The organism is Synechococcus sp. MIT S9220, from assembly GCF_014304815.1.
Classification (GTDB): Bacteria; Cyanobacteriota; Cyanobacteriia; order PCC-6307; family Cyanobiaceae; genus Synechococcus_C.
In genome coordinates this window covers 1,623,777-1,646,367 of the sequence record NZ_CP047958.1, presented here as the reverse complement: position 1 = coordinate 1,646,367, position 22,591 = coordinate 1,623,777, and the positions used below count along the sequence as shown (strand labels likewise).

General features: G+C 58.3%; 24 protein-coding genes. 10 read left to right on the top strand and 14 right to left on the bottom strand.

Annotation, left to right across the window (positions count from 1 at the left end):
• From SynMITS9220_RS09120 to cbbX, 4 genes are read left to right on the top strand one after another with little or no spacing between them, the layout of a single operon-like run.
• Window positions 1-1,524, top strand: a complete 1,524-nt coding sequence (locus tag SynMITS9220_RS09120; protein WP_186992055.1) for an NADH-quinone oxidoreductase subunit M — start codon at window positions 1-3, stop codon at window positions 1,522-1,524.
• Window positions 1,521-2,660 carry a CO2 hydration protein gene (locus SynMITS9220_RS09115; protein WP_186988779.1) on the top strand — a complete coding sequence of 380 codons (1,140 nt, stop codon included), beginning with the start codon at window positions 1,521-1,523 and terminating at the stop codon, window positions 2,658-2,660. The genes SynMITS9220_RS09120 and SynMITS9220_RS09115 overlap by 4 nt, the downstream gene beginning before the upstream one ends.
• Before the next feature lie 26 nt (window positions 2,661-2,686).
• A complete protein-coding gene (locus SynMITS9220_RS09110) occupies window positions 2,687-2,938 on the top strand; it encodes a 4a-hydroxytetrahydrobiopterin dehydratase (RefSeq protein ID WP_186988777.1) in 252 nt (83 codons plus the stop codon).
• Window positions 2,922-3,839, top strand: a complete 918-nt coding sequence (gene cbbX, locus SynMITS9220_RS09105) for a CbbX protein (protein ID WP_186988775.1) — start codon at window positions 2,922-2,924, stop codon at window positions 3,837-3,839. The genes SynMITS9220_RS09110 and cbbX overlap by 17 nt, the downstream gene beginning before the upstream one ends.
• A 7-nt stretch (window positions 3,840-3,846) precedes the next feature.
• Here cbbX and SynMITS9220_RS09100 read toward each other — a convergent pair whose 3' ends face one another.
• Window positions 3,847-4,074 carry a DUF3136 domain-containing protein gene (locus SynMITS9220_RS09100; protein ID WP_067092943.1) on the bottom strand — a complete coding sequence of 76 codons (228 nt, stop codon included), beginning with the start codon at window positions 4,072-4,074 and terminating at the stop codon, window positions 3,847-3,849.
• Window positions 4,075-4,121: 47 nt separating this feature from the next.
• Window positions 4,122-4,520 (bottom strand): RidA family protein, encoded by a 399-nt coding sequence (locus SynMITS9220_RS09095; protein WP_115125006.1) that lies wholly within the window; start codon window positions 4,518-4,520, stop codon window positions 4,122-4,124.
• A gap of 43 nt (window positions 4,521-4,563) precedes the next feature.
• Between SynMITS9220_RS09095 and SynMITS9220_RS09090 the strand changes: the two genes are divergently transcribed.
• A complete protein-coding gene (locus SynMITS9220_RS09090; RefSeq protein WP_186988773.1) occupies window positions 4,564-5,643 on the top strand; it encodes an ABC transporter ATP-binding protein in 1,080 nt (359 codons plus the stop codon).
• Window positions 5,644-5,650: 7 nt separating this feature from the next.
• Here the strand turns inward: SynMITS9220_RS09090 and gloB are convergent, their stop codons facing one another.
• Window positions 5,651-6,415: a hydroxyacylglutathione hydrolase gene (gloB, locus tag SynMITS9220_RS09085; RefSeq protein WP_186988770.1), complete on the bottom strand. Its 765-nt coding sequence runs from the start codon at window positions 6,413-6,415 to the stop codon at window positions 5,651-5,653.
• A 29-nt stretch (window positions 6,416-6,444) separates the two neighbouring features.
• On the opposite strand from gloB, the gene hisG reads away from it, so the two are divergent.
• Window positions 6,445-7,098 (top strand): ATP phosphoribosyltransferase, encoded by a 654-nt coding sequence (gene hisG / locus SynMITS9220_RS09080; RefSeq protein WP_115125162.1) that lies wholly within the window; start codon window positions 6,445-6,447, stop codon window positions 7,096-7,098.
• On the top strand, window positions 7,098-8,939 hold the full coding sequence (locus SynMITS9220_RS09075) for an ABC transporter ATP-binding protein (RefSeq protein WP_186988766.1): 1,842 nt from the start codon (window positions 7,098-7,100) through the stop codon (window positions 8,937-8,939). The genes hisG and SynMITS9220_RS09075 overlap by 1 nt, the downstream gene beginning before the upstream one ends.
• Here the strand turns inward: SynMITS9220_RS09075 and SynMITS9220_RS09070 are convergent.
• Window positions 8,912-9,667 carry an alpha/beta fold hydrolase gene (locus SynMITS9220_RS09070; RefSeq protein WP_186988764.1) on the bottom strand — a complete coding sequence of 252 codons (756 nt, stop codon included), beginning with the start codon at window positions 9,665-9,667 and terminating at the stop codon, window positions 8,912-8,914. The two genes, SynMITS9220_RS09075 and SynMITS9220_RS09070, sit on opposite strands and share 28 nt — an antisense overlap.
• A gap of 81 nt (window positions 9,668-9,748) precedes the next feature.
• On the opposite strand from SynMITS9220_RS09070, the gene SynMITS9220_RS09065 reads away from it, so the two are divergent.
• A complete protein-coding gene (locus tag SynMITS9220_RS09065; protein WP_370594395.1) occupies window positions 9,749-10,249 on the top strand; it encodes a GNAT family N-acetyltransferase in 501 nt (166 codons plus the stop codon).
• Here the strand turns inward: SynMITS9220_RS09065 and SynMITS9220_RS09060 are convergent.
• From SynMITS9220_RS09060 to SynMITS9220_RS09050, 3 genes are read right to left on the bottom strand one after another with little or no spacing between them, the layout of a single operon-like run.
• Complete coding sequence (locus tag SynMITS9220_RS09060; RefSeq protein ID WP_186988762.1) at window positions 10,219-10,953, bottom strand: TIGR04283 family arsenosugar biosynthesis glycosyltransferase; 735 nt, start codon at window positions 10,951-10,953, stop codon at window positions 10,219-10,221. The two genes, SynMITS9220_RS09065 and SynMITS9220_RS09060, sit on opposite strands and share 31 nt — an antisense overlap.
• Window positions 10,941-11,567: a TIGR04282 family arsenosugar biosynthesis glycosyltransferase gene (locus SynMITS9220_RS09055; RefSeq protein WP_186988760.1), complete on the bottom strand. Its 627-nt coding sequence runs from the start codon at window positions 11,565-11,567 to the stop codon at window positions 10,941-10,943. Before SynMITS9220_RS09055 ends, SynMITS9220_RS09060 begins: the two co-directional genes overlap by 13 nt.
• 19 nt (window positions 11,568-11,586) lie before the next feature.
• Window positions 11,587-12,747, bottom strand: a complete 1,161-nt coding sequence (locus SynMITS9220_RS09050; protein ID WP_186988758.1) for a trypsin-like peptidase domain-containing protein — start codon at window positions 12,745-12,747, stop codon at window positions 11,587-11,589.
• Between the two features lie 53 nt (window positions 12,748-12,800).
• On the opposite strand from SynMITS9220_RS09050, the gene dnaA reads away from it, so the two are divergent.
• Complete coding sequence (dnaA, locus tag SynMITS9220_RS09045) at window positions 12,801-14,228, top strand: chromosomal replication initiator protein DnaA (protein WP_255483013.1); 1,428 nt, start codon at window positions 12,801-12,803, stop codon at window positions 14,226-14,228.
• 157 nt (window positions 14,229-14,385) lie between these two features.
• Here dnaA and SynMITS9220_RS09040 read toward each other — a convergent pair whose 3' ends face one another.
• Window positions 14,386-15,036, bottom strand: coding sequence for a ParB-like protein (locus SynMITS9220_RS09040; protein WP_255483012.1), 651 nt, complete (start codon window positions 15,034-15,036; stop codon window positions 14,386-14,388).
• Between the two features lie 135 nt (window positions 15,037-15,171).
• Here SynMITS9220_RS09040 and gorA point away from each other — a divergent pair, with 135 nt between their 5' ends.
• The gene (gene gorA, locus SynMITS9220_RS09035) at window positions 15,172-16,533 is read left to right on the top strand and encodes a glutathione-disulfide reductase (RefSeq protein WP_186988756.1); all 1,362 of its coding nucleotides are present in this window, start codon (window positions 15,172-15,174) and stop codon (window positions 16,531-16,533) included.
• 55 nt (window positions 16,534-16,588) lie between these two features.
• On the opposite strand, the gene SynMITS9220_RS09030 is transcribed toward gorA, so the two are convergent.
• Genes SynMITS9220_RS09030 through SynMITS9220_RS09005 form a run of 6 tightly spaced genes read right to left on the bottom strand, consistent with a single transcriptional unit; the run spans window position 16,589 to window position 22,533 of the window.
• On the bottom strand, window positions 16,589-18,109 hold the full coding sequence (locus tag SynMITS9220_RS09030; RefSeq protein WP_186988754.1) for a GMC oxidoreductase: 1,521 nt from the start codon (window positions 18,107-18,109) through the stop codon (window positions 16,589-16,591).
• Window positions 18,110-18,151: 42 nt separating this feature from the next.
• Window positions 18,152-18,757 carry a heme-copper oxidase subunit III gene (locus SynMITS9220_RS09025; RefSeq protein ID WP_186988752.1) on the bottom strand — a complete coding sequence of 202 codons (606 nt, stop codon included), beginning with the start codon at window positions 18,755-18,757 and terminating at the stop codon, window positions 18,152-18,154.
• Window positions 18,758-18,760: 3 nt separating this feature from the next.
• Window positions 18,761-20,449, bottom strand: a complete 1,689-nt coding sequence (locus SynMITS9220_RS09020) for a cbb3-type cytochrome c oxidase subunit I (RefSeq protein WP_186988749.1) — start codon at window positions 20,447-20,449, stop codon at window positions 18,761-18,763.
• A gap of 4 nt (window positions 20,450-20,453) precedes the next feature.
• Window positions 20,454-21,401: a cytochrome c oxidase subunit II gene (locus SynMITS9220_RS09015; RefSeq protein ID WP_186988747.1), complete on the bottom strand. Its 948-nt coding sequence runs from the start codon at window positions 21,399-21,401 to the stop codon at window positions 20,454-20,456.
• The gene (locus SynMITS9220_RS09010; RefSeq protein WP_186988745.1) at window positions 21,398-22,036 is read right to left on the bottom strand and encodes a DUF2231 domain-containing protein; all 639 of its coding nucleotides are present in this window, start codon (window positions 22,034-22,036) and stop codon (window positions 21,398-21,400) included. The genes SynMITS9220_RS09015 and SynMITS9220_RS09010 overlap by 4 nt, the downstream gene beginning before the upstream one ends.
• Window positions 22,033-22,533, bottom strand: coding sequence for a DUF2231 domain-containing protein (locus SynMITS9220_RS09005; protein WP_115124992.1), 501 nt, complete (start codon window positions 22,531-22,533; stop codon window positions 22,033-22,035). The genes SynMITS9220_RS09010 and SynMITS9220_RS09005 overlap by 4 nt, the downstream gene beginning before the upstream one ends.
• Window positions 22,534-22,591 lie beyond the last annotated feature (58 nt).

Genomic DNA, 22,591 nt, shown 5'->3' with positions numbered 1-22,591 from the left:
ATCATGCTGACGATTCTTCTTCTGATCCCCTTCCTGGGCGCATTGTTGATCTGTGTTCTGCCGGATGCAGACAGTTCCGATAATTCTGAGAGTGTCGGTCGCAGTCGGACCTTCACCCTGGTCACCCTCGCGGTCCAGTGCCTGCTCAGTTTTGGTCTGCTGATCCCCTTTTCGGCTGTCGAGCCCGGCCAGCAGCTGATGGAGATTCTTCCCTGGCTTCCGCAGATGGGCCTGGAATTCAGCCTCGGAGTTGATGGTCTGTCGCTCCCGCTGGTGCTGATGAATGGGGTGCTCTGCCTCGTGGCAGCAGCTGCCTCGCGCTCAGTTGAGAATCGCCCCCGCGTGTATTTCGCCCTTCTGCTGGTGATCAGTGGAGCTGTGAATGGAGCCTTTCTTGCTCAGAACCTTCTGCTCTTCTTCCTGTTCTATGAACTGGAACTGATTCCTCTCTGGCTGCTCATCGCCATCTGGGGTGGCGCCAACAGGGCCTATGCCTCCACCAAGTTCTTGATTGTCACCGCCGTGTCCGGCGTGCTGATTCTGGCGGCCTTCCTGGGGATCGCCTTAGTCACGGGAAGCGTTGATTTCGGAATTCGCCCGATCCTCACGACTCAGATGGGATTGACCAGCCAGCTGGTCCTGATGACCTGTCTGCTGATCGGCTTCGGGATCAAGATTCCCCTTTTCCCTTTCCACACCTGGCTTCCAGATGCGCACACCGAGGCGTCCACGCCAGTTTCAGTACTGCTGGCCGGGGTCTTGCTCAAGCTGGGCACCTATGGCCTTCTGCGTTTCTGCCTCGGCCTTTTCCCGGAGGCCTGGTCCGTGGCCGCTCCATGGCTGGCTGGCTGGGCTGCCGTTTCAGTGCTGTATGGATCGCTGGCAGCCATTGCCCAGACCGATATGAAGCGGATGGTGGCCTACAGCTCCGTGGGCCATATGGGCTATGTGTTGCTCGCCGCCGCTGCGGCCACCCCCCTCGCGCTGATTGGTGCTCTGTTTCAGATGGTCAGTCACGGTTTGATCTCAGCGGTTCTCTTCCTTGCGGTGGGTGTCGTTTATGAACGCACCGGCACCCGTGATCTGAATGTGCTGAGGGGGCTGCTGAATCCTCAGCGTGGTCTGCCACTCACTGGCACTCTGATGATCATCGGTGTCATGGCCAGTGCAGGCATCCCCGGCATGGCCGGCTTCATTTCCGAGTTCCTGGTGTTCAAGGGCAGTTTCGAAATGTTCCCTGTGGCCACCCTTCTGTCCATGGTCGGTTCAGGTCTCACAGCTGTGTACTTCTTGCTGCTGGTGAACCGTGCCTTCTTCGGTCGTCTTGCGGTGGCTCCCGGCGCCAATCAGAATCCAAAGATTCTCAATCAGGTTCCTTTCGCTCAGCAGATTCCTGCTCTTTCGATGTCTTTGCTGATCCTTCTGCTTGGTGTCGTTCCCAATCTGCTCGTGGGCCTGAGCCAGCCAGCCACCGCCCAGCTCAGTGAACTCGCCACACTGGTCCAGCCTGGAGGGCTCTCATGACCACCACTGCCCGACCTCAAGCCACTGAACCCACGCTCCCCGATCAGGAGGAACTGATCAGGCGCCTGCTCTCGGATACACCGCTTCTTGCTGACACCCCTGATCATCTGCTGCAGGTGGTCAACGTGCTGGAGAGCTATGGCCTCGTGCTGGATGCCTACAGCTGCAACCTGGTTCATCAGGGTAAGACCCAGCTTCTCAACCCGTTCCCGGTGTTCCGCTTCTTTCACGAAGGGTTGACTGCCAAGCGCCTCTGGGAGCACCTGATGGGCGACCGCATCAATTTCGAATATGCCGAGTACTGCCAGAAGGCGATGTTCTGGCATGGCACCGGTGGGATGGATGCCTATTTCGATTCAGAGCCCTTCCAGGATGTATGCCGCCGCGTGATTGCCCTGCGCTCCAAGCGGGATCCGCTTCTGCGTTTGGTGAACACCCTCTATCCGGGATTCGCGCCGGAGGCGATCCGGTCAATGACGACGATCTATGCGCTCGGCCTGTTCTGGCGGGTGATGAGTGACATCTTCATCGATCTGGCACGCCGCTATCGCATCGGGGAAGTGGCCTGTGTGCTGGATGTGGTTCACCACATCCGTGATGGTCTGGTGACGGCCGCAGGTAATCCCATCACCTACGAGGTCATGGTGGGCGGAGAGTCCGTCTGGATTCTCCCCCCAGAAGCTGGTCTCACCTTCCTAGTGGATGTTGCAGTTCCCTATGTGGAGGCGGTGTTCTTTCGAGGGATGCCATTTCTGGGAACGGTGTCGTACAACGCTCAGGCTCGCCAGATCGCGGCCGACCAGAGCCTGTTCAAATACGGAGCTCTTTACGCCGATCCTTTGCCGAGTATGGGAGCTGGAATTCCTCCCAGCCTGTGCATGTCGGATATGTACCGGAACCTTCCCGAGGAGCTCAGCCGCTGGTACGACCATCACGGTCGTGCCCAGGCGGATGCCCATGTTCAGATCTGCATCAGCTTCCAGAAGTCGATGTTCTGTGTCACCAACGCAGCGATCGCCGGCACGATGCCCAATCCTCTCGATACCCAGGATCCGGAGCAGCAGGCAGCCAACCATGCCTATGCGTCTGCTTGGTCAGAACGCCTGATGGGCTGCCAGCGGGTGGCTCTCCTTTAGGTTTCGGAGAAGCCTCGAGGTTGTTGATGGCAGCTTGGAACGAACGCAAGCGACCGGTCTGTCTGGAGAAGCGATTCGAGTTCGAGAGCTATAGCTCAACCCGTGATTTTCTTGATCGGCTCGGTGAATTCAGTGAACTGAGCAAGCGTTATCCCGACATCAGCTTTGGGAAAACCTATGTGAACATCACTTTGCGCCCTGATGAGGACGCGGAGGATGCGAGCCTTAGCGATTCAGATCACGCCTTCGCCGCGGCGATTGATGGACTCATCGATTGATCTTGAGGCCAGTTTTATTGCTTCGGGAGTCGGAGAGGTCCTCGAGCACTTAGACACCGAGCTGATCGGTCTGCTGCCGGTCAAAACCAGAATCCGTGAGATCGCCGCTTTGCTGTTGGTGGACCAGGCTCGTCAGTCCCTGGATCTGCTCAGCAAAGCGCCCAGCCTGCACATGTCGTTCACCGGTCAACCAGGAACCGGAAAAACAACTGTTGCGCAGAAGATGTCGCAGATTCTTCATCGCCTCGGCTACCTGCGCAAAGGCCATGTGATCACCGTCACCAGAGATGACCTTGTTGGTCAATATGTGGGGCACACGGCCCCGAAAACCAAAGAGATGATCAAACGCGCCCAGGGAGGCGTCCTGTTCATTGACGAGGCTTACTACCTCTACAAACCGGGAAATGAGAGAGATTATGGAGCTGAAGCGATTGAGATTCTTCTGCAGGAGATGGAGAGTCAGCGCAATGATCTTGTGGTGATCTTTGCCGGTTACAAAGATCGGATGACAGCGTTTTATCAATCCAATCCAGGACTTTCCTCAAGGGTTGCTCACCACATCGACTTCCCTGATTACAGCCAGTGTGAATTGATGGCGATTGCTCAACTGTTGCTGGAACAACAGCAGTATCAATTCAGCGAAGCAGCCGTTGAAGCTTTTGAGAGCTACATCAGCAGGCGGCGTCAATTGCCGTTCTTCGCTAATGCACGTTCAATCCGCAATGCCCTCGATCGTCTGCGACTGCGGCATGCCAACCGCTTGTTCTCTCGCCGCGGTCAACCTCTCAGTCGTGAAGCCTTGATCACGATCGAAGCTGAGGATGTGTTTGCCAGTCGTGTGTTCCAGGGGGAAGTGGAGGGAGCCGATCCTTCCAAGCCACTGACCGACGGAGCCGTCTGAGCACTGCTCACCTCGGAGTGGGCTGCTCAAGATCTCTCTTGATCAATGCCATCAGGTAGGAGGGTGCCTTGTAACGCCCTGGAAGGCAGCGGTTCAGCGTCTCCAGATGGCCCCAGCACACGGTTTTTTCGATGTCCTTGACTTCTCGACCTTCCTTGAGCAGCCGTCTTAACGCCTTGCAGTACAGGGGATAGCCCGCTTCCAGTTCGCCGATGGTCAGCTTGGCCTGGGCCATGAAGGTCGCTCGGTGCATCTCTTAACTTATGAAACCGCGGGATCGCTTCATCCAAGCCAGGCGATGCAGTCGATCTCCACCTTGGAGCCCTTGGGCAGTGCTGCGACCTGAACGCAGGCCCTGGCAGGGCTCACACCGCTTCCGAACATTTCGGCATAGATCGCATTAACCGCCTGAAAATCGGCGAGATCGACCAGATACACCGTGGTCCGCACGACCTTGGCGGCCTCAGTTCCTGCAGCGCTCAGAACGGCCTTCAGATTGCGCAGCACTTGCCTTGTTTCAGCTTCCACATCGCCGCCACCCACCATTGCTCCGGTGGCTGGGTCAAGAGGGATCTGGCCAGAGCAATAGAGCCATCCGCCAGCCTGCACGGCCTGGTTGTATGGCCCGACCGGAGCAGGTGCGTCAGGTGTGGTGACGGCTTGATGGGTGGTGGTTGACATCAAGAGGGATCACAATGGGGCTGCATTTTCGCGCTTCGTGTCGATGGAGTCCCCTCCGGTGGAGATCGACGGTCTCTGGCACAGCTATGACGCTTCTGGAGCGGAGTGGACTCTTCAGGACATCAATCTCAGCCTGCAGGGCGGTGAACTCGTGGGGTTGCTGGGCCCCTCCGGCTGCGGCAAGACCACCCTTCTGAGATTGATCGCCGGTTTTGAAAGACCAATCCGCGGCAGCATTCGCCTTCATGGCCGCGAGGTGGCCAGCCCTCAGCGCTCGCTGGCCGCCGAACGCCGTGGAGTGGGCATGGTGTTTCAGGACTATGCCCTGTTCCCTCACCTGAATGCCTGGGCCAACACCTGTTTTGGTCTTCGCGGCGGGCAGGACACAGGGCGGGCGACCTGGCTGCTGGAGCTGCTGGGCCTGGAACGGTTGAAAGAGCGATATCCCCATGAGCTTTCCGGCGGTCAGCGTCAACGCCTGGCGTTAGCGAGAGCTCTGGCACCGGCGCCATCGGTGGTGCTGCTTGATGAACCCTTCTCCAACCTGGACGTGGAGGTTCGGCTGCGCCTGCGCAGTGAACTGCCATCTGTTCTCAGTGCCTGCAACGCCAGCGGTGTGTTGGTCACCCATGACCCGGAGGAAGCCCTGGCCATTTGCAGTCGGGTGGCTGTGCTGCGCGACGGACGGCTGCATCAGTGCGCCAGCCCGAAGGAGCTGGTGGAATCACCGGCAACTCCTTTCGTCGGCAGCTTTGTGCTTCAGCGCAATGTTCTGCCGGTTTGGAACGATGCTGCCGGCGGTTGTCTGCGCTGCCCTCTGGGTGATCTGGAGAGACCTGGCGACCTTCAGGCCGATGCCCTGCCAGAGGAGGCAACTGTTTTGGTCGCTCCCGAAGCCATCGCGCTGCTGGAGGATGCCAACGGTGAGGATCAGGTTGTGGGGCGCGAGTTCCTTGGCCACAGCTGGATGTACAGGGTGAAGAGCGGTGACCGGCAGCTGCGGCTGCTGAGACCGCTTTCCGAGGACTATGTACGCGGCCAGACCTGTCGTCTGCGTCTTCAGCCCGGTTCATCGGTTTTGCTGCACCCTCAGCGACGCGCCCTGCTGACCCGAGCCAGTTGATCTCTGTTCAGCCGCTCCAGCTGTCCTTGTGAAGCCTGAGTTCACGCAGCTCTTGCACTGAACATGCTCGCAAAAACAGGTTGGTGCGCCGCTCCTCACCCATGGTGCTGGGCAGGGACAGACTTCCACGGCTGCGCAGGTCTTGGACTGTGCTCAGGCGTGCGGCGATGGCCTGATCATCTGGTCTGAGGGCATGGGCCCAGCGCAGGTTGCCTTCGGTGTACTCGTGAGCGCAATGAACGATGGTGTCGTCCGGGAGATCTTGCAGGCGTTTGAGGGCCAGATGCATGTCTTCGGCTGATCCTTCGAATAGGCGTCCGCAGCCTGCCCCGAACAGGGTGTCGCCACAGAACAGCACTGGCGTCGGAAGCTCCGGTGAGCACCCCTGGGGTAGGACATAAGCCAGATGCGCCCGGGTATGGGCTCGCACGTCGATCACTGAAATGGGCTGTCCGAGCAGCTCGAGCTGCATGCCCGGCTCGACCGACACCGTCTGGAAAGGAATCCGCTCCTGATCGGCTGCTGCTGCGATCACCGCAGCTGAAGGCCATTGCCGCAACAGATCGGGTGTGCCGCCGATGTGGTCTGCATGGTGATGGGTCTGCAGGACGGCGGCGAGCTCTAGCTTTCGATCCACCAGCCATTGCCTCACTGGTTCGGCGACAGCGGGATCGACGACGACCGCCTCGCGTCCCCTTGCCCAGATCCAGACGACGTTGTCCTGCAGGACTGGCAGTGGCTTGATTCCGTCGCTCTGACAGGGGTGGCCCATCGTTAAAGTTTTGGGCGATGCAAGCTTCCATGATCACCGTTGCACTGGCCAAGGGCGCGCTGCTGCGGGAGTCCGTGGAACGTTTCAAGCTTGCCGGTCTTGATTTTTCGGCGGTCTTGGATCCCGACAACCGCCAGCTGATGGTGCCTTCGGTCTGTGGCCGGGCCAGAGCTCTGCTGGTCCGGAACGGTGATGTGCCGGTTTACGTGGCTTATGGGCAAGCCCAGCTCGGTGTGGTTGGTTACGACGTGCTGCGCGAGCACCAGATGCCTGTGGCGCACCTCGTCGATCTTGGCTTCGGCGGCTGTCGTATGTCCGTTGCCGTCAAGTCGAGCAGTGGTTACCAGAGACCCACCGACCTGCCGCCGCATTGCCGTGTGGCCAGCAAATTCACCCGTTGTGCCAGGCAGTATTTCGATTCCATCGATCTCCCGGTTGAGCTGGTGCACCTCACAGGATCCGTGGAGCTTGGTCCAATCACAGGAATCGCCGAAGCAATTGTCGACCTGGTCGCCACAGGACGAACCCTCAGGGATAACGGTTTGGTGGCGATTGAAGACCTCTTCCACACCACAGCCCGACTCGTGGGCCATCCGCTTTCGCTGCGCTTGGATCAGGGAGAGCTGCAACAGGTGATTGAGGCGATGGATGCTCCCAAGAGAGAGATGGTGAGCACGACCTGATGGCCGGTTCCGATCTTCAGCGCATCAGTCGACTGGGGCGCTACCTCGGACGCGACCGTCGTCGTCTGCTGCTCACCCTGATTCTGCTGATTCCGGTGGCGCTCGCCGGCGCGATTCAGCCGCTGCTTGTCGGTCAGGCCATCTCGATTCTGCGCACCGTCTCCGGTGCCACCAACGAGGCGGTCGCTCCGATCCTGCAGCCCCTCGACAGCACCCTGGCCCTGCGGCTGATCATTGGTGCTCTGCTGATTTCTGTGCTGGTGCGTCTGGCTCTACAGGGGGTGCAGAGCTACAACATCCAATCCGTCGGGCAGCGACTCACAGCCAGAATTCGCCGTGATCTGTTCGCCCATGCGATGGATCTTTCCCTGCGGTTCCATGACCGCATGCCGGTAGGCAAGTTGCTCACGCGCCTCACCAGTGATGTTGATGCACTGGCTGAGGTGTTTGGCAGCGGGGCTGTTGGCGTTCTTGGTGATCTGGTCACGCTCACCGTGATTGCGGTGACCATGTTGTTGATCGAATGGCGACTCGGGCTGCTCTTGCTCGTGTCTCAGGTTCCGGTGACCCTGGTCGTGCTCTGGTTGCAGGGGCGCTACCGCAAAGCCAACTATCGGGTGCGTGAGGAGCTGTCGCAGCTGAATGCAGATTTTCAGGAAAATCTGCAAGGTCTGGACGTGGTTCAGATGTTTCGCCGTGAAGCCTTCAACGGTGACCGTTTCCAACGCACCGGCCTGGCCTATCGCGAGGCGGTGAATGGAACGATTTTGTTTGACAGCAGCATCTCCGCATTCCTGGAGTGGGTTTCCCTCGGAGCGGTGGCGATTGTGCTGGCTCTGGGGGGCTGGATGGTCACCTCCGGGGCAATGGGGCTGGGCATCCTCACAACGTTCATCCTCTATTCACAGCGGCTGTTTGATCCGCTGAGGCAGATGGCCGAGCGCTTTACCCAGATTCAGGGTGGCTTGACCGCGGTTGAGCGCATCGGAGAACTGCTCGAGGAGCCACTGGAAATTCGAGATCACACCCTTGCGGGCCCTGGCAACACCAAGGAATCGCCTATTGAAACCTTGCCTGCTCCGCGGCAGGTGATGCCGTCAGCCCGCGGCGAAGTCGTGTTTGAAGGTGTTCATTTCGCCTATCGACCTGATGAGCCGATTCTTCAGGATCTGAGCTTCAGGCTTGCGCCCGGTGAGCATGTGGCGTTGGTGGGCCCCACCGGTTCCGGAAAGACCACGGTGATCCGCTTGCTCTGCAGGCTTTATGAGCCCCAGCAGGGCCGGATTCTTCTCGATGGACGCGACATCCGCAGCCTTTCTCTGGCGGATCTCCGTCGCCAGCTGGGGGTGGTTCTCCAGGACACCTTTCTGTTCAGTGGCAGCGTCGGTGACAACCTCCGACTCGACCGGGAGATCGATGACAAGCAGCTCAAGGAGGTTTGCAGAGATCTCGGCCTCAGCTCACTGCTGGGCCGGCTTCCTCAAGGGCTGGACACGGAGCTGCGCGAGCGCGGTGGCAACCTCAGCTCTGGAGAACGTCAACTGCTTGCTGTGGCTCGGGTGGCGATTCGCAATCCCAATGTGCTTGTGATGGATGAGGCCACCGCCTTCATGGATCCTTCCACGGAAGCCACCTTGCAAAGAGATCTCGACCGCTTGCTGGAACGCCGAACCGCCGTGGTGATTGCGCACCGTCTGGCCACCGTTGAGGCCGCCGATCGGATCCTCGTTCTGCGTCGTGGCCGTTTGATCGAGCAGGGAACCCATCTGCAGTTGCGCGCTCAGGGCGGTCTCTATGCCGAACTCGCCGAGCTTCAGGAACGGGGTCTTGCCAGGCTCTGAGCCTCAATCCAGCTGGACAGGATGTCGCTCAGAATCTCCGGCTTCTCTTGCATCGGCAGGTGGCCACAGCCAGCGATCTGGCGATAGTCATGCCCAGGGCTGTAAGCCGCCAGATGGCGCACATAGCCAGGTTCCATCACCTGATCGTTGTCGCCACTGATCCAGAGGCTGTCGACGGCTAGGTCAGACACCAATCCAGGCAGCTCTCGAACCGCGCCCCGGCTGGTGCTGTTCACCAGCAGTCCGCGGGCAGCCCGCCGCTCGGCCTTGAACGGTCCAAGGGTTCCAAGGGGTGCTGGTAGCTGAGCCAGGCCATCGGGAAGCAGCTCCAGAATCAACTTCCCGAAGCCGCGCAGTCGACGAAAGGGCCGTGGCTGATAGATCCCTCCCCCTGCTGCCAGCAGAACAACGCCCAATAAATCGGTCTGTTTCTGTCGTCGCAGATGTGCTTCGGCATGCAGCACCACGCTGCCGCCGAGTGAGTGGCCCAACAGCACGAAGGGTCGTCCCTTCGCTCTGTGAATGGCGTCGTCCGCCAGCCAGCGGCCGTAGGCCGACAAGTTGGGAAGCAGTCCTGAAGGGCGCTCCGCATCCCCGAAGCCAGGTAGATCGGGGCACCAGAGCTCAATCTCTGGATGGCGTTCTTTCCAGCATGCGGCAAGAGGCGACCAGACCTGCTTGCTCAAAAGCCAGCCATGAACAGCTATCAGCAGTTGACTTGCAGGCATCTGTGCAGAACTTGCTCATCCACCTTGCCGCCTTCCGCACCTTCCGTGCGCCAGGATCGTGACAATGCAGCATCGTCAGTGATCGACGACCCTTCCCTTACGCCAGAGACACTGCAAGTGATTTATGGCGATCAGGCGAAGCTGTGTGCGACCCCTGCCAGCCAGCTCACTCTGGTGTTCAGCCAGCACCGACCCTTTGATTTGGTGGAGTTGGAGCAGCTTCTGGAAGCGGTGGGCTGGAGCCGGCGACCTGTCCGACGGGTTCGCAAGGCTCTCGACAACAGCCTGATCCGGGTTGGTCTCTGGCGCCACGATGCCCGGATCCCACGTTTGGTGGGTTTTGCGCGCTGCACAGGCGACGGGGTGCTCGAAGCGACTATCTGGGATGTTGCTGTTCACCCCCTGTACCAGGGCTCCGGTCTCGGCAGTCAGCTGATGGATTACATCCTCGATGCTCTGCGCGCTCTTGGGACTGAACGCGCCACCTTGTTCGCCGACCCAGGGGTCCTGCCTTTCTATCAACGTCTGGGCTGGGACCTTGAGCCCAATGGTCATCGCTGCGGTTTCTGGTACGCGAACTGAGTGCCGTAGTAATCCTCGGCTAGCCGCTCCGCAGACTCGCCCTGCTTCCAGCGCCGACGCAGCCATGCATTACGCCAGCTGCGCCGTAGGACTCCGTCGTCTTGCCAACGTCGGCCATCGGTGGTCAGTGGCAGGCCTATCCGCTTGAGATCAGCGATGCGGCTCAGGCGCTCCACCAGATCCAGATCCTCCATCAGCGGCAGCTCGGCAAAGCCGCCGCAACGGTGATAAAGCTCTCGATGCAGCAGCAGCCCTTGATCACCGTAGGGACGCTGTAGCCAGCGACTGCGCAAGGCCACAGCCTGCTCCAGCAGACGTCGCGACGCAGTGGAGGGAGCAATTCGAAAATCGAAATACCAGGCGTTAGCTGCTGCGGCAGAGGTTTGCAGTAGCGGGCTGACCCCCCTGAACCATTGAAGGGGAAGACGACTATCTGCATGCAAGAACAGCAACCAGTCGCCATGGGCCTGAGCCGCTGCGGCGCGCAGTTGACGGCCACGGCCAGCGGGATGAATTTTGATCAGATGAGCACCGGCCAAGCCTGCGATCTCCGATGTGGCATCGCTGCTCCCCCCATCCGCTAGCAGAATCTGCAGTCCGCTCCCAACGCACTGCAAGTCCGCCAGCAGCAACGGCAGCCGTTCTGCCTCATTGAGGCAGGGGATGACCACGCTCAGAGCTTCTTGCCTGGTCATGCCAGCCATCCCTCAAGATCCTCGAGCTGGTCGATGTCATTGCGTATGTCGAGCTGTGCCGCCTTCAGACCGCGCTGGCAGGCTCGCTGCCAAGTGAGGCCAAAGACCTGGTCGCTACCCCACGGGATCGAATGAAAGGGCCAGCGGGGTGCTCCTGGTGCCGTTGCCGACAGACCGAACAGCCAGTAGCCACCATCCCGTGATGGTCCGATCACCAGTGGTGACTGGCGAAGAAGCTCGATAGCCCTGATCAGATCTCTTGCGGCCAGGTCGGGAAGATCCGTGCCGATCAGGATCACCGGAGCCGCAGGGTCAGTGGAACGTGCCCTCAACACCTCCCTGCGCATGCGGTTGCCAAGATCTCCTCTTCCCTGTGCGCTGATGCTGGCCTCAGGAATCGAGGCGAGCCAGCGACGGCAGGCTCTTGAGCCGGCACCGCTGATGGCGATGTGCAATCTGAGCGTTCCATCTCTGGCAAGACCTTGGGCCACTGCCAGGGTGTGAGCGATCAGCCGCGCCTGGATCCCTGCAGCCTGCGAAGACCCCAGCGTGCTTGCAAGGCGACGTTTGCAACGCCCGCTGGCAGGCCAGCGGGTCATCACCACCAGGATGGGCTCGGTCATCGGGTCAGCCCGCCAAGGATTACTGCTGCCGCGGGAGTTCCTCAGGTTTCACCATCAGCTCGAGGCTTTCGCCATCGCGCTCAACAATGATGGGCATGGCCTGGCCGACACGGCCCCGGTCGACTGCCAGCTGCACCTGGGAAGGATCCTGCACTTTGGTGCCGTTCACTTCACGGATCAGGTCGCAGGGGCGGAATCCGCCCTCTGCAGCAGGGCTGTTCTCCACCACTTCGATCACCACCACGCCGTTCAATTCAGGCACCGTGCACAGATTGCTGTTGGCCGCGGCATTGATCTCCTTAGCGAGCTGGGGTGTGAGGCTCTGGAGACGGACGCCAATGAAGGGGTGAGACGCCTGGCCGGTACTGATGATCTGCTGCGCGATTCGCTTGGCCAGATTGATCGGGATGGCAAAACTCAAGCCGGCTCCGGGGGCCTTTTTGATGGCGGTGTTGATGCCGATCACCTGACCAGCGGCGTTGATCAGCGGCCCGCCGCTGTTGCCCGGATTAACGGCAGCATCGGTCTGGATATAGGGCACTCTCTGCCCCTCTCCGATGGCATTGGTGCGATCCACGGCGCTGATGATCCCAGCTGTCACCGTGTTGTTGAGGCCAAGGGGATTGCCGATGGCGATGGCCCATTCCCCGGGCTTGAGATTGTTGGAATTGCCGAGGGGAGCGACCGGCAGTTTGTCGGCAACCACCCGCACCACAGCGATGTCCGTGAGTGCGTCACTGCCAAGAACGCGACCGCTGAAGCTGCGACCGTCGGGCAGTGTCACTGAGACCTGGTCCGCGCCCTCCACAACGTGTGCGTTCGTGAAGATCAGCCCGTCAGAACGCGTGATGAATCCGGATCCCTGACCCGCCTGTTGCTGGATCGGTGCTCTGCCGCCGAAGAGGTTGCCAAGCGGGTTCACGACACGTTTCACCGTATCGATTCGCACCACTGAGGGACCGACCCGATCCACCGCTTCAACAATGATGTTTTTCCCCGGTTGAAGGGGGGCTGAGCGGGGGCCATCGCTGACCTCCGGTAAGGGGTCGCTGGCAGGGGCCTGATCCAGTCCGATGCGTTGCTTCCAGGCGGTTCCGCAGCCGCTGAGACTGGAGCCGATGAGGCCGACGCCGATGAGCGTGAGTGCGCGCTGCAGTGGACGCTGGATGGCGGAGGCCATGAAGATCTGTGATGTCGTCAGCACCTCATTAAAGACGGACCGATCGGCCTGGAGTGCGTAGATTCAGCCACCGTGATTCGGAGGGTGTAGTGCTGACGGGCAGTGAGCTTTGGAGCAAGGTTCAGCAGGCCCTTCAGAGCAACCTCAGCAAGCCGACCTTCGAGACCTGGATCCGCCCTGCCCAGTGCAGTGGATTCAGGGAGGGGACTCTGATATTGCTGGCGCCCAACAGCTTTGCCAGTAACTGGTTGCGCAAGAACTACGCGAGCACCATCGCGGACGTGGCTGGTGAAATCATTGGTCAGCCTGTGACGGTGTCGGTTCTGGCGCGTGATGCCGAGGACCTCCAGGCAGGTTCGGCAGCTGAAGCTGTCACGGCTGCAGCTTCAGCTGCAGCGGTGCCGGCTCCTTTAGCGCCCCCAACCCCAGTGAAGAAGGCGCCCCGACGTCTGCCCGGGCTGAACATGCGGTATGTGTTCAACCGATTTGTCGTGGGGCCTAACAGCCGCATGGCCCATGCCGCTGCCCTCGCTGTCGCTGAGGCCCCGGGTCGCGAATTCAATCCGCTGTTCATCTGTGGAGGGGTCGGCCTCGGTAAGACCCACCTCATGCAGGCCATCGGCCATTACCGCCTCGAGATCGATCCTGAGGCCAAGGTGTTCTATGTCTCCACTGAGACCTTCACCAACGACCTGATCGTGGCGATCCGCAAAGACGGCATGCAGGCCTTTCGCGATCGTTACCGGGCCGCTGATCTCATCCTTGTTGATGACATTCAGTTCATCGAGGGAAAGGAATACACGCAGGAAGAGTTCTTCCATACCTTCAACGCGCTGCATGAGGCAGGTCGACAGATTGTGATCGCGAGCGATCGTCCCCCTAGCCAGATCCCTCGACTGCAGGAACGTCTGATCTCGCGCTTCTCCATGGGTTTGATCGCTGATATTCAGGCTCCGGACCTGGAGACGCGCATGGCGATTCTTCAGAAAAAGGCCGAACAGGAACGTGTTGCCTTGCCGAGAGATCTGATTCAGTACATCTCTGGCCGTTTCACCTCCAACATCCGTGAGCTGGAGGGAGCGCTCACGAGGGCGGTCGCCTTTTCCTCGATCACAGGGATGCCGATGACCGTTGAATCGGTTGCTCCCATGCTGGATCCCAGCGGCCAGGGTGTTGACGTCACACCTCAGCAGGTGATCGACAAGGTGTCAGAGGTCTTCGGGGTGACTGCGGATGACATGCGCAGCAGCAGTCGTCGCCGGGCCGTCAGTCAGGCCCGACAGGTGGGCATGTTCCTGATGCGTCAGGGCACCGGCCTTAGCCTGCCGCGCATCGGTGAAACCTTCGGCGGTAAGGATCACACCACGGTGATGTACGCCATTGAGCAGGTGGAAAAAAAGCTCGGCACTGATCCACAGCTGGCCAGTCAGGTGCAGAGGGTGCGTGATTTGCTTCAGATCGATTCACGCCGCAAGCGCTGACTGTGGCTTGAGGAAACGCCTGCATGCGAGACCATGTCGATCGCATCGGCTGAAATCATTCTTGCCTGAACGACGATCGTGGATCGTGACGCTTCCTCCCTTGCTCACCACTGATGGGAACCGCACGTCGACCGTTTGTTCGTCATTGCTGATTGGTTCAGTTTCCGCCGGTCCAGCCGGCCAGATGAGCTGCAGCTCGAGACTGAGCCAGTCGCCGGGATGCTGGCAGAGCAGGGTCCAGCTGGGAGGAACTGAACGGCGGCAGAGGGCGAGTTCGCAGCCATGCCCCCCAGCGGAACTCGTGATACGGGATTAAGCGCTGTGGTTTGATCAGGCCTTCCTTCTTGAGTTTCCAGACGAGGCTGCGGTAGGGGTCGTCTTCAAGGCCCAGCAGTGAATGGGGCAGCTTCGAGGGTTCCCAGGGACCGTTGCCGCGTCCGTCATGGAGATAGAGCCAGCCCCGATCCTGCAGGGCCAGCAAGGCTGTATCGCGGCTGTCGCTTTCAAGCTCTGCGATCACGTAGCCATAGGTGGTGACGTCGGGATCCATCTCCAGCAGTGCCCTCAGGCGATGGTGTCGATCCACCATCCAGAGCTGCCCAAGGCGGTTGCGCACCAGGGGCACGGGCTTGCCGCGCAGATACTCGAGACGTTCTCTCTTGCTTTCCTGGCTGAAGTCTTTCTGACGGCTGTGAACTTCCGCCAGCCCAACGCACATTTGCGTGGGCTGGAGATCACTCACCCTGACTTCAATCAGGCTGTGGTCATCGTCATGATCAGGAATCCGGTCGTAGCGAGGCAGATGCACACCGGACTCCAGGTCTCGATTGACTCAACCCTATGCGGATCTCAGCGATTGTTTGGTTTGCTGATCTGAATCGCACCCTGTGAAGAGCTGGAAACCAAACCCATCAGAATGGTTGGTAGTTGAACGTCAGCTGCGGTGGATCAGTCGTTTGATCTTGTGGTGCTTGGTGCTGGTTCCGGTGGCTTGGCGGCTGCCAAGCGGGCGGCACGTCATGGTGCTCGCGTGGCCATCGTGGAGGGTGACCGCGTTGGTGGCACCTGTGTGATCAGGGGCTGTGTCCCCAAGAAATTGCTGGTGTATGGATCCCAGATGGCGGAGCAGATGGAGGAGGCCTCCAGTTATGGCGTCCATCCTTCTGAGGTCCGGATTGATTCAGCACAGTTGCTGGCCAATGTGCGTGCTGAGGTGGATCGCCTCAATGCCATGCACATTGAATTTCTGGCGAAGGCCGGAGTCACCCTGATCCAAGGCTGGGGCCGGTTCGAGGACGACCATCACATCCTTGTCTCGACGGATCCCGGTGGTGACCCGCAGCACCGCCTGCAGGCTGAGAGGGTGCTTATCGGTGTCGGTGGTCGCCCTCAGCGACCTGATATTCAGGGAGTCGAGCTGGGCTGGGTCAGCGACGACATGTTTCTGTTGGAACGTTTCCCTGAGCGGATGGTTGTGGTGGGTGCTGGCTTCATCGCCTGCGAATTCGCCGGCATCCTCAGCGGTCTTGGTGTTGAAGTCACCCAGCTTGTGCGGCGTGAGTATCTGCTGCGGGGCTTCGACGCCGAACTGGCTGGAGTGGTTCAAGAAGGTATGGCGGAGAAGGGCGTGAATCTTCAGTTCACAACAAGTCCTGAAAGTATTGAGGGAACGCCGGGAGATCTCGTGGTGCGCACGGATCGTGGAGATCGCATCGCCTGTGGCGGGGTGCTGCTTGCCACAGGACGCCGGCCTTTCCTGAAGGGACTCAATCTTGATGCAGCGGGCGTCTCGACTCAGGGGAATCGCATTCCTGTCGATGCTGATCAGCGCACCAACGTCTCCCATGTGTTCGCCGTCGGTGATGTGACTGATCGCATCTGCCTCACGCCAGTCGCGATTGATGAGGGTCGCGCCTTCGCTGACAGCATTTTTGGAGGCCGTCCGCGTCAGGTGGACCATGAGCTGGTGGCCAGTGCCGTGTTCAGTCAGCCTGAGCTGGCAACGGTGGGATTGTCGGAAGAAAACGCCATCGCTCAGTACGGCGCCGATGGCGTCGTGATTCACAGAGCCCGGTTCCGTTCCATGGCGCAGGCACTGCCGAAGCGCGGCCCCCGCTGCCTACTCAAGCTTGTGATTGAAGCGGAAACCGAGCGAGTGCTGGGTTGCCATATGGTTGGTGAGCATGCCGCTGAGATCATTCAGATGGCAGCGATCGCGGTTGGGATGGGAGCGACCAAGTCCGACTTTGACCGCACGATGGCTCTGCATCCCACGGTGTCGGAAGAGTTCGTGACTATGGGCTAATCACGCATCACTGTTCCTCGATGAGCCGATCGGTTCATGATCAGAGCTTCGAGGATCAGTGCTGAAGCCGTTGGTGCAGTGTCTCGGCCATGCGCAATGCCATAGCGATTGTGGTGAGGCCGGGCCCCACACTGGGGCAGCTTGGGAACACACTGTTGTCGGCGATATAGACGTTCTCTAGGTCATGGCACTTGCCATCTGCGTCCACAACGGATGCGATGGGATCCTCACCCATGCGACAGGTCCCGCAGGCGTAGCCCACCACACTGAGAGGTGCTTCACCACGGGGATGTACGGGCTCTGAGGTCACCACCTTGGTGACCGGATCGGCCTCCACACTTTTGAGCGTGTCGATCCAGCGATAAACAAGTCGGTCGTGAGCCTCCAAATTGTTGTGGAGATAATTGATGCGGATCTGTTCCTTGTTGAGCCATACCTTGTTTTCCGCATCGGGAAGCACTTCGGTCATGGCCCACCAGGCCACTGATCGCGATGCCAGTCGCTCGAGGCCGAAATCAGGAATTAATTTGCTGATCAGCGACAATACTGGCGGTGACTCCGCAAAGAGTGCGTCCTGCAGAACACCGCCTGCCGACTGAATGTGCCCAAGGGGGAAATTCACATTTTTGTCTCCCCAGTAGTAGTCGTTAATGCCCAAGGAGCGGGCGTAGCGACCGCTGTTGGCTTCTGCGGAACGCTGCAGGATTGAGGTGAGCTGAATATTCATCAGGTTTCGGCCCACCTGGTCGGACTTGTTGCTGAGACCACGGGGATGCCGTTCACTGCCGGACCGCAGCAGGATGACCGGAGTGTTAATCGCACCGGCCGCCAGGACGACCAGATCAGACGAGAACAGCCAGATCTCGCCGTCCACATCGGTCTCAACTCTCTTCACCTCTCGTCCGCTCGGGTTCACGTGCAACCGCAGGACCTTGGCCATCGTTCGGATGTCCAGCTTGCTTTGCTCGGCATTGTCCAGGCCGAAGAGTTGGGCGTCACCACTGGGATCCTCCTCGCTTTCAGACCAGCTGAGCGGTAGGTCATACGGCTTGCAGCCATGGCGTTGAAGTCCTTCGCGAAGCTGTTCAAGGAAGGGCACGACCGGCCGCGGTGCATGATCGAAGTCCTTGCGACGTGAAGGCTCTGTCGGGTCAACATGGGCTTGACCGTGAACCCGGTAGAGCGTCTCGGCTTGGTCGTAATAGGGCGCTAGATGGGCGTAATCGAAAGGCCAGGCCGGTGACACACCCTCTTGGAGCGGCAGGTCACCGAAATCTTGCTCGCGCATGCGTTCCAGCACGGCTCCCCAGATCTTGGTGTTGCCACCGAGGCTGTAGGACGTCTGAGGAGCAAACGGGTCTCCGTCAGGACCGAACCATCGTTCATCTTTGGGGTGATAGCGATCCTTGCGCAGTAGATCCACATCGGCCACGTTCTGATCACTGAGTGCCATCGCTGCACCCCGCTCCAACAACAGAACGCTTCTGCCCTGGCGAGTGAGCGCTCCTGCAAGAGTTCCTCCGCCTGCACCACTTCCGACGATGATGATGTCGTAATGGCGGTCGTCGATGATCATATTTGGCTGATGTCGTTGAGGACTAAGTGATACAAACGGCGATCAGCTGGTTCGCTGCCACACATAAATCAGGACATAAAGGATGATCCAGATCACATCCACAAAATGCCAGAACAGGCTCACTGCGGTGACACCCATATCACCTTTGGCATAGTTGTTTGGGCGGAAGGAGCGCGCCAGCATCAGGCCCATCAGTAGAATTCCTGTGATTACATGTAGGCCATGAAATCCGGTCAGTAAATAAAACGTTCCACCGAAAACTCCACTGCCCAGGCCGAATTTCAGCTCCGACCATTCGACATACTGCCCGTAGACGAAGTAGCTGCCCATGGCCATCGTGAGTAACCACATGGCCCGGAATCCCCAGAGATTCTCTTTGTGGAGATAGCGCTCGGCAAAATAAGCCACAAAGCTGGAGCTTACGAGAATGACCGTGTTGATGAGAGGCATCCTGGTTTCCAGGCCTTCGACGCCATCAGGTAACCATTCGGGACTGGTAATCTTCAGTAGCGCATAGCCGATAAAAAATGCCAGGAAGATGATGCTTTCCGAGCAGAGAAATATGATAAAGCCAGTGAGATTGTGCCCGTCATGTTGGATGTGTCCGGGTACATGCTTCAGTGGTAATTCAGCATTGGTGCTGGTCATTACTTAGGCCTCCATAGAACGTCTGATATAGAAATCTTCGTCTTCTACAAGGGGTTTTCCTAGGCCATAGCCATAGGGCTCGCTGATCACAGTGGGAATATCGTCTTCGAAATTTTCAGCAGGAGGCGGTGAGGGAAGTAACCACTCCAGGCCGATTGCTCTCCAGGGATTGGCGGGGGCTTTGGCACCCCTCGCCCAAGAGCTGACGATGTTAAGAATGAAGGGGATAGAAGCCACTCCAAGCATAAAGGCTCCGATGCTCGCGATCACATTCCAGAGAGCGAATTCGGGGTCATAGGAGGCAACCCGTCGAGGCATGCCGTAGAGGCCTGCCCAGTGAAGAGGAAGCCAGTTGAGCGTGGCACCGATGAAGGTGAGAGTGAAATGAACTTTTCCCAATCCCTCGTAGTACATGCGACCGGTAAATTTCGGAAACCAGTGGTAAATTCCCGCGAAGACTCCGAATCCAATGGTGTTGAAGATGATGTAATGAAAATGAGCAACAACGAAGTAAGTATTGCCGACGTGGATATCAATCGGAACCGTGCCAAGCATGACGCCTGTAATACCTCCGAAAATGAAATTCACCAGGCCTCCCAGCACAAACAGCATCGGTGTGGTGAGACGGATTTTTCCTCCCCAAAGCGTTCCCAGCCAGGCGAACACTTTGACACCAGTGGGCACAGCGATCAGCATTGTGGTGATCATGAACAGATTGCGCATCCACTGAGGAGTTCCCGTGTAGAACATGTGGTGTACCCAGACAATCAGTCCCAGGAAGGTGATGATGAAGGAGGCCAGCGCTACGAACTTGTAGCCGAACAGAGGCTTACGTGAATACACCGTGATCAGCTCCGAGAAGATGCCGAACACGGGAAGCACCATCACGTACACCGCGGGATGTGAATAGAACCAGAAGAAGTGCTGGTAAAGGACGGGGTCTCCACCTCCTTCAGGCTTGAAAAAACTGGTCCCGAAACTGAGATCGAACAGGAGCATGATGGCTCCACCGGTGAGTGCCGGAAGACCAATCAGCTGAAGGGTCTGCGCTGCCCATGCGGTCCACACAAACACCGGCATGCGGAAATATCCCATGCCCGGAGCCCGCATTCGAATGATTGTGGTGACGAAATTGACGGCTCCCATGATCGAAGACACCCCCGAAATTGCTACAGCAAGGATCCAGAGAAATTCACCATTGATGAAATGTCCGAGTGGGTTCTGAATGCTCATGGGTGGATAAGACCACCATCCCGATGAAGCTGGTCCGCCCGGCACGAAGAAGCTGCTCAGCAGCACGACAGCAAACACAGGTACCAGCCAGAAGGCCGCGGCATTGAGCTTGGGAAAAGCCATGTCGGGAGCACCGATCATGGTGGGGATTAACAGGTTGTTGAAGCCGTTCAGAACCGGAAACAGAAACAGGAACAGCATCACTGTTCCGTGCATTGTGTAGAGACCGTTGTAGACACTCGGGTCGACTAGATCAGCAGGTGGCGTGATCAATTCCCCGCGCATGACCATGGCCAGTAACCCACCCAGAAGCAAAAAGAGCAGGGAGAGACCGATGTATTGAATGCCGATGACCTTGGCGTCGGTATTGAAGCTGAAGAAGCGCTTCCAGTTGTCCGGAGCTCCTGGAACGGGGTGGGGAGCCTTGAGCACCCTCGGGTCGTAATTAGTGAGCGTCATCGTTTCAGGAGTCGTGGGGCGCTTCGGGATTGCCGGGGTCGTTGACCATGGGAGGGGGCGCTGGAGCAACCGTGGCCCAGCCCCGGTCACCTTCCTTGAGGCGTTTTTCGTAGAGAGTGGTGCCTGGGCTCAGTCCCTTCACCATCGGGCGCTTGGCGGTTCTTGTCAGCCATGCGTCGTAGTTCTCTTCCGATTCAACGATCACATCGGTCTGGTTCTGGGAGAAATAAGCGCCGCTAAACATTGCATCGCGCAGCCGGAAGCGTCCTTCTTTTGTGGGTGTGAGGCTGTAGGAAATCACGCTGCCTGGAATGATGTCCTGTTTGAGACGGAAGGCTGGGATATAGAAGCTGTGAATGACGTCCTTAGAACTCAATAGAAAATTCGCTCTCAAATTCACAGGAAGATGCAGCTCGGAACTGCGAACTCCACTTGGATAGATGAACTCCCAGGACCATTGCCTCGAAATCACTTCGATGGGTCCGACCTCACGAGTGACATCCAGAGTGGCAACGGCTTCGGGTGCCTGATTGATGGCAACGTCATATTTTTGTTTTGGACCAAGAGTGGCCAGTGTTTCGTTGACGTGAATTGAATAAAAGGCCAGAGCCATGACAACGAAGAATGGAATCACGGTCCATATGATTTCTAGTTTCGTGTTGCCCTCAATTGGCAGACCATCACTTTCGTCATATTTTTCGGCACGACTGAATAAAACGGACCAGATGATGAATCCAACGCAGCCGATGAAGATAAATGCTCCGATTCCTACTTCCAGACTGAAAAGATCATCCACATAAGGTGCGGCAGAGGAGGCTGGGATCGGGAGCCATCCGTAAGCCCAACGTGAGATCTGAATGCTTGCCAGAAGATCAATGGCTGTCGCGATCAGGATTGTCAGGAACAGCTTGACTGGAAAGCGTTTTTGATTCATTCGGCGAGTCGATGTCATGGAAGCGACTCCTTGAGATCTGCCCCGGCAGCTAAAAGTTGATCTGCCGTGATGTGTACGCCGAACTCACTGGCAAGCCAGGCACCAAGACTTCCATGCACGCCCATCACAAGCAGGATTGTTGCTCCACAGAAGAGATACAGCCAGGTCACTTCTCGACCGAAGTCTTTGCGCCATACGAAGCGTTGATATCCCCGCCAGATGGTCATCACCACGATGATCAGCAGCAGGGCCACGCCGCCGATGGCATGCCAGATCATTGTGTTGATGGCGTTTTGTCCGATCACGGTGCGAATCTCCCCTGGCAGCGGTACGGCCAGGAGCATTTCGTAGAAGCCGGCGGCCACCGTGAAAAAAGTGATCACGCTGCAGGCCAAAACGTTGTACCAGCCCACGTCATGAAAGCCGGTGCGCGTCACAGGTAATGCCAGGAAACGGAAGATCCTTTTTTCCAGTGAATAGAACGCACCTGCGAAATCGAAAGCAATGCCGATTGCGAACAATCCGATTGTGAAGTGAACCAGGTTCGGATGGATTGGAATCCTGTAGGGAAGATCATTGGCCCCGAGCTGGTCTGCGATCTGGTTGATGGGAGAAGGAATCGCGATCAGTTGGAAGAATTTCTCAGAGTTCATGACACCGCTCCACTGCGGATTGCATCAACCACAGGCACAGTGTGCAGTCCGTAAATCCAAACGAGCATGTCTCCCAGATACACCTGGCAAAAAACGAGCGTGGCGAGCACACCATCGAGTACGAGAAAACCTGCAGGCAGCCGAGTTGGATCCTTTTGTCTCACCACATAGCGCCAGCCTGTGAAAAGACCAAGCACACCGGCGAGCGACCAGCCGATCGTGCTGTGGTAATTCAAAATGTCTCTGGAAGCTCCATAGGGGTTGGCCAGGCCCGCTTCAATTTGGCCGAAGATAATGGCGACGAAGATTGCAATGGTCGCCACCACAAGATTCCAAAAGCTGACTTCAAATAGATTGCGTTTGTTGGTGATGACTCCAATCAGATCAAATACCACGGTGATCAGCGCCATTGCGATCACGAAGTGAACAACGATTGGATGGATGACATCCAGCCAGGGAAGATTTTTATCGTTGAGAGGTGGAAGCAGCTCGAGCATCGGCAAGCCGCGCAACGTCCTCCAAGGATGGACAGCATTCAGGATGCAGTCAGCCTTT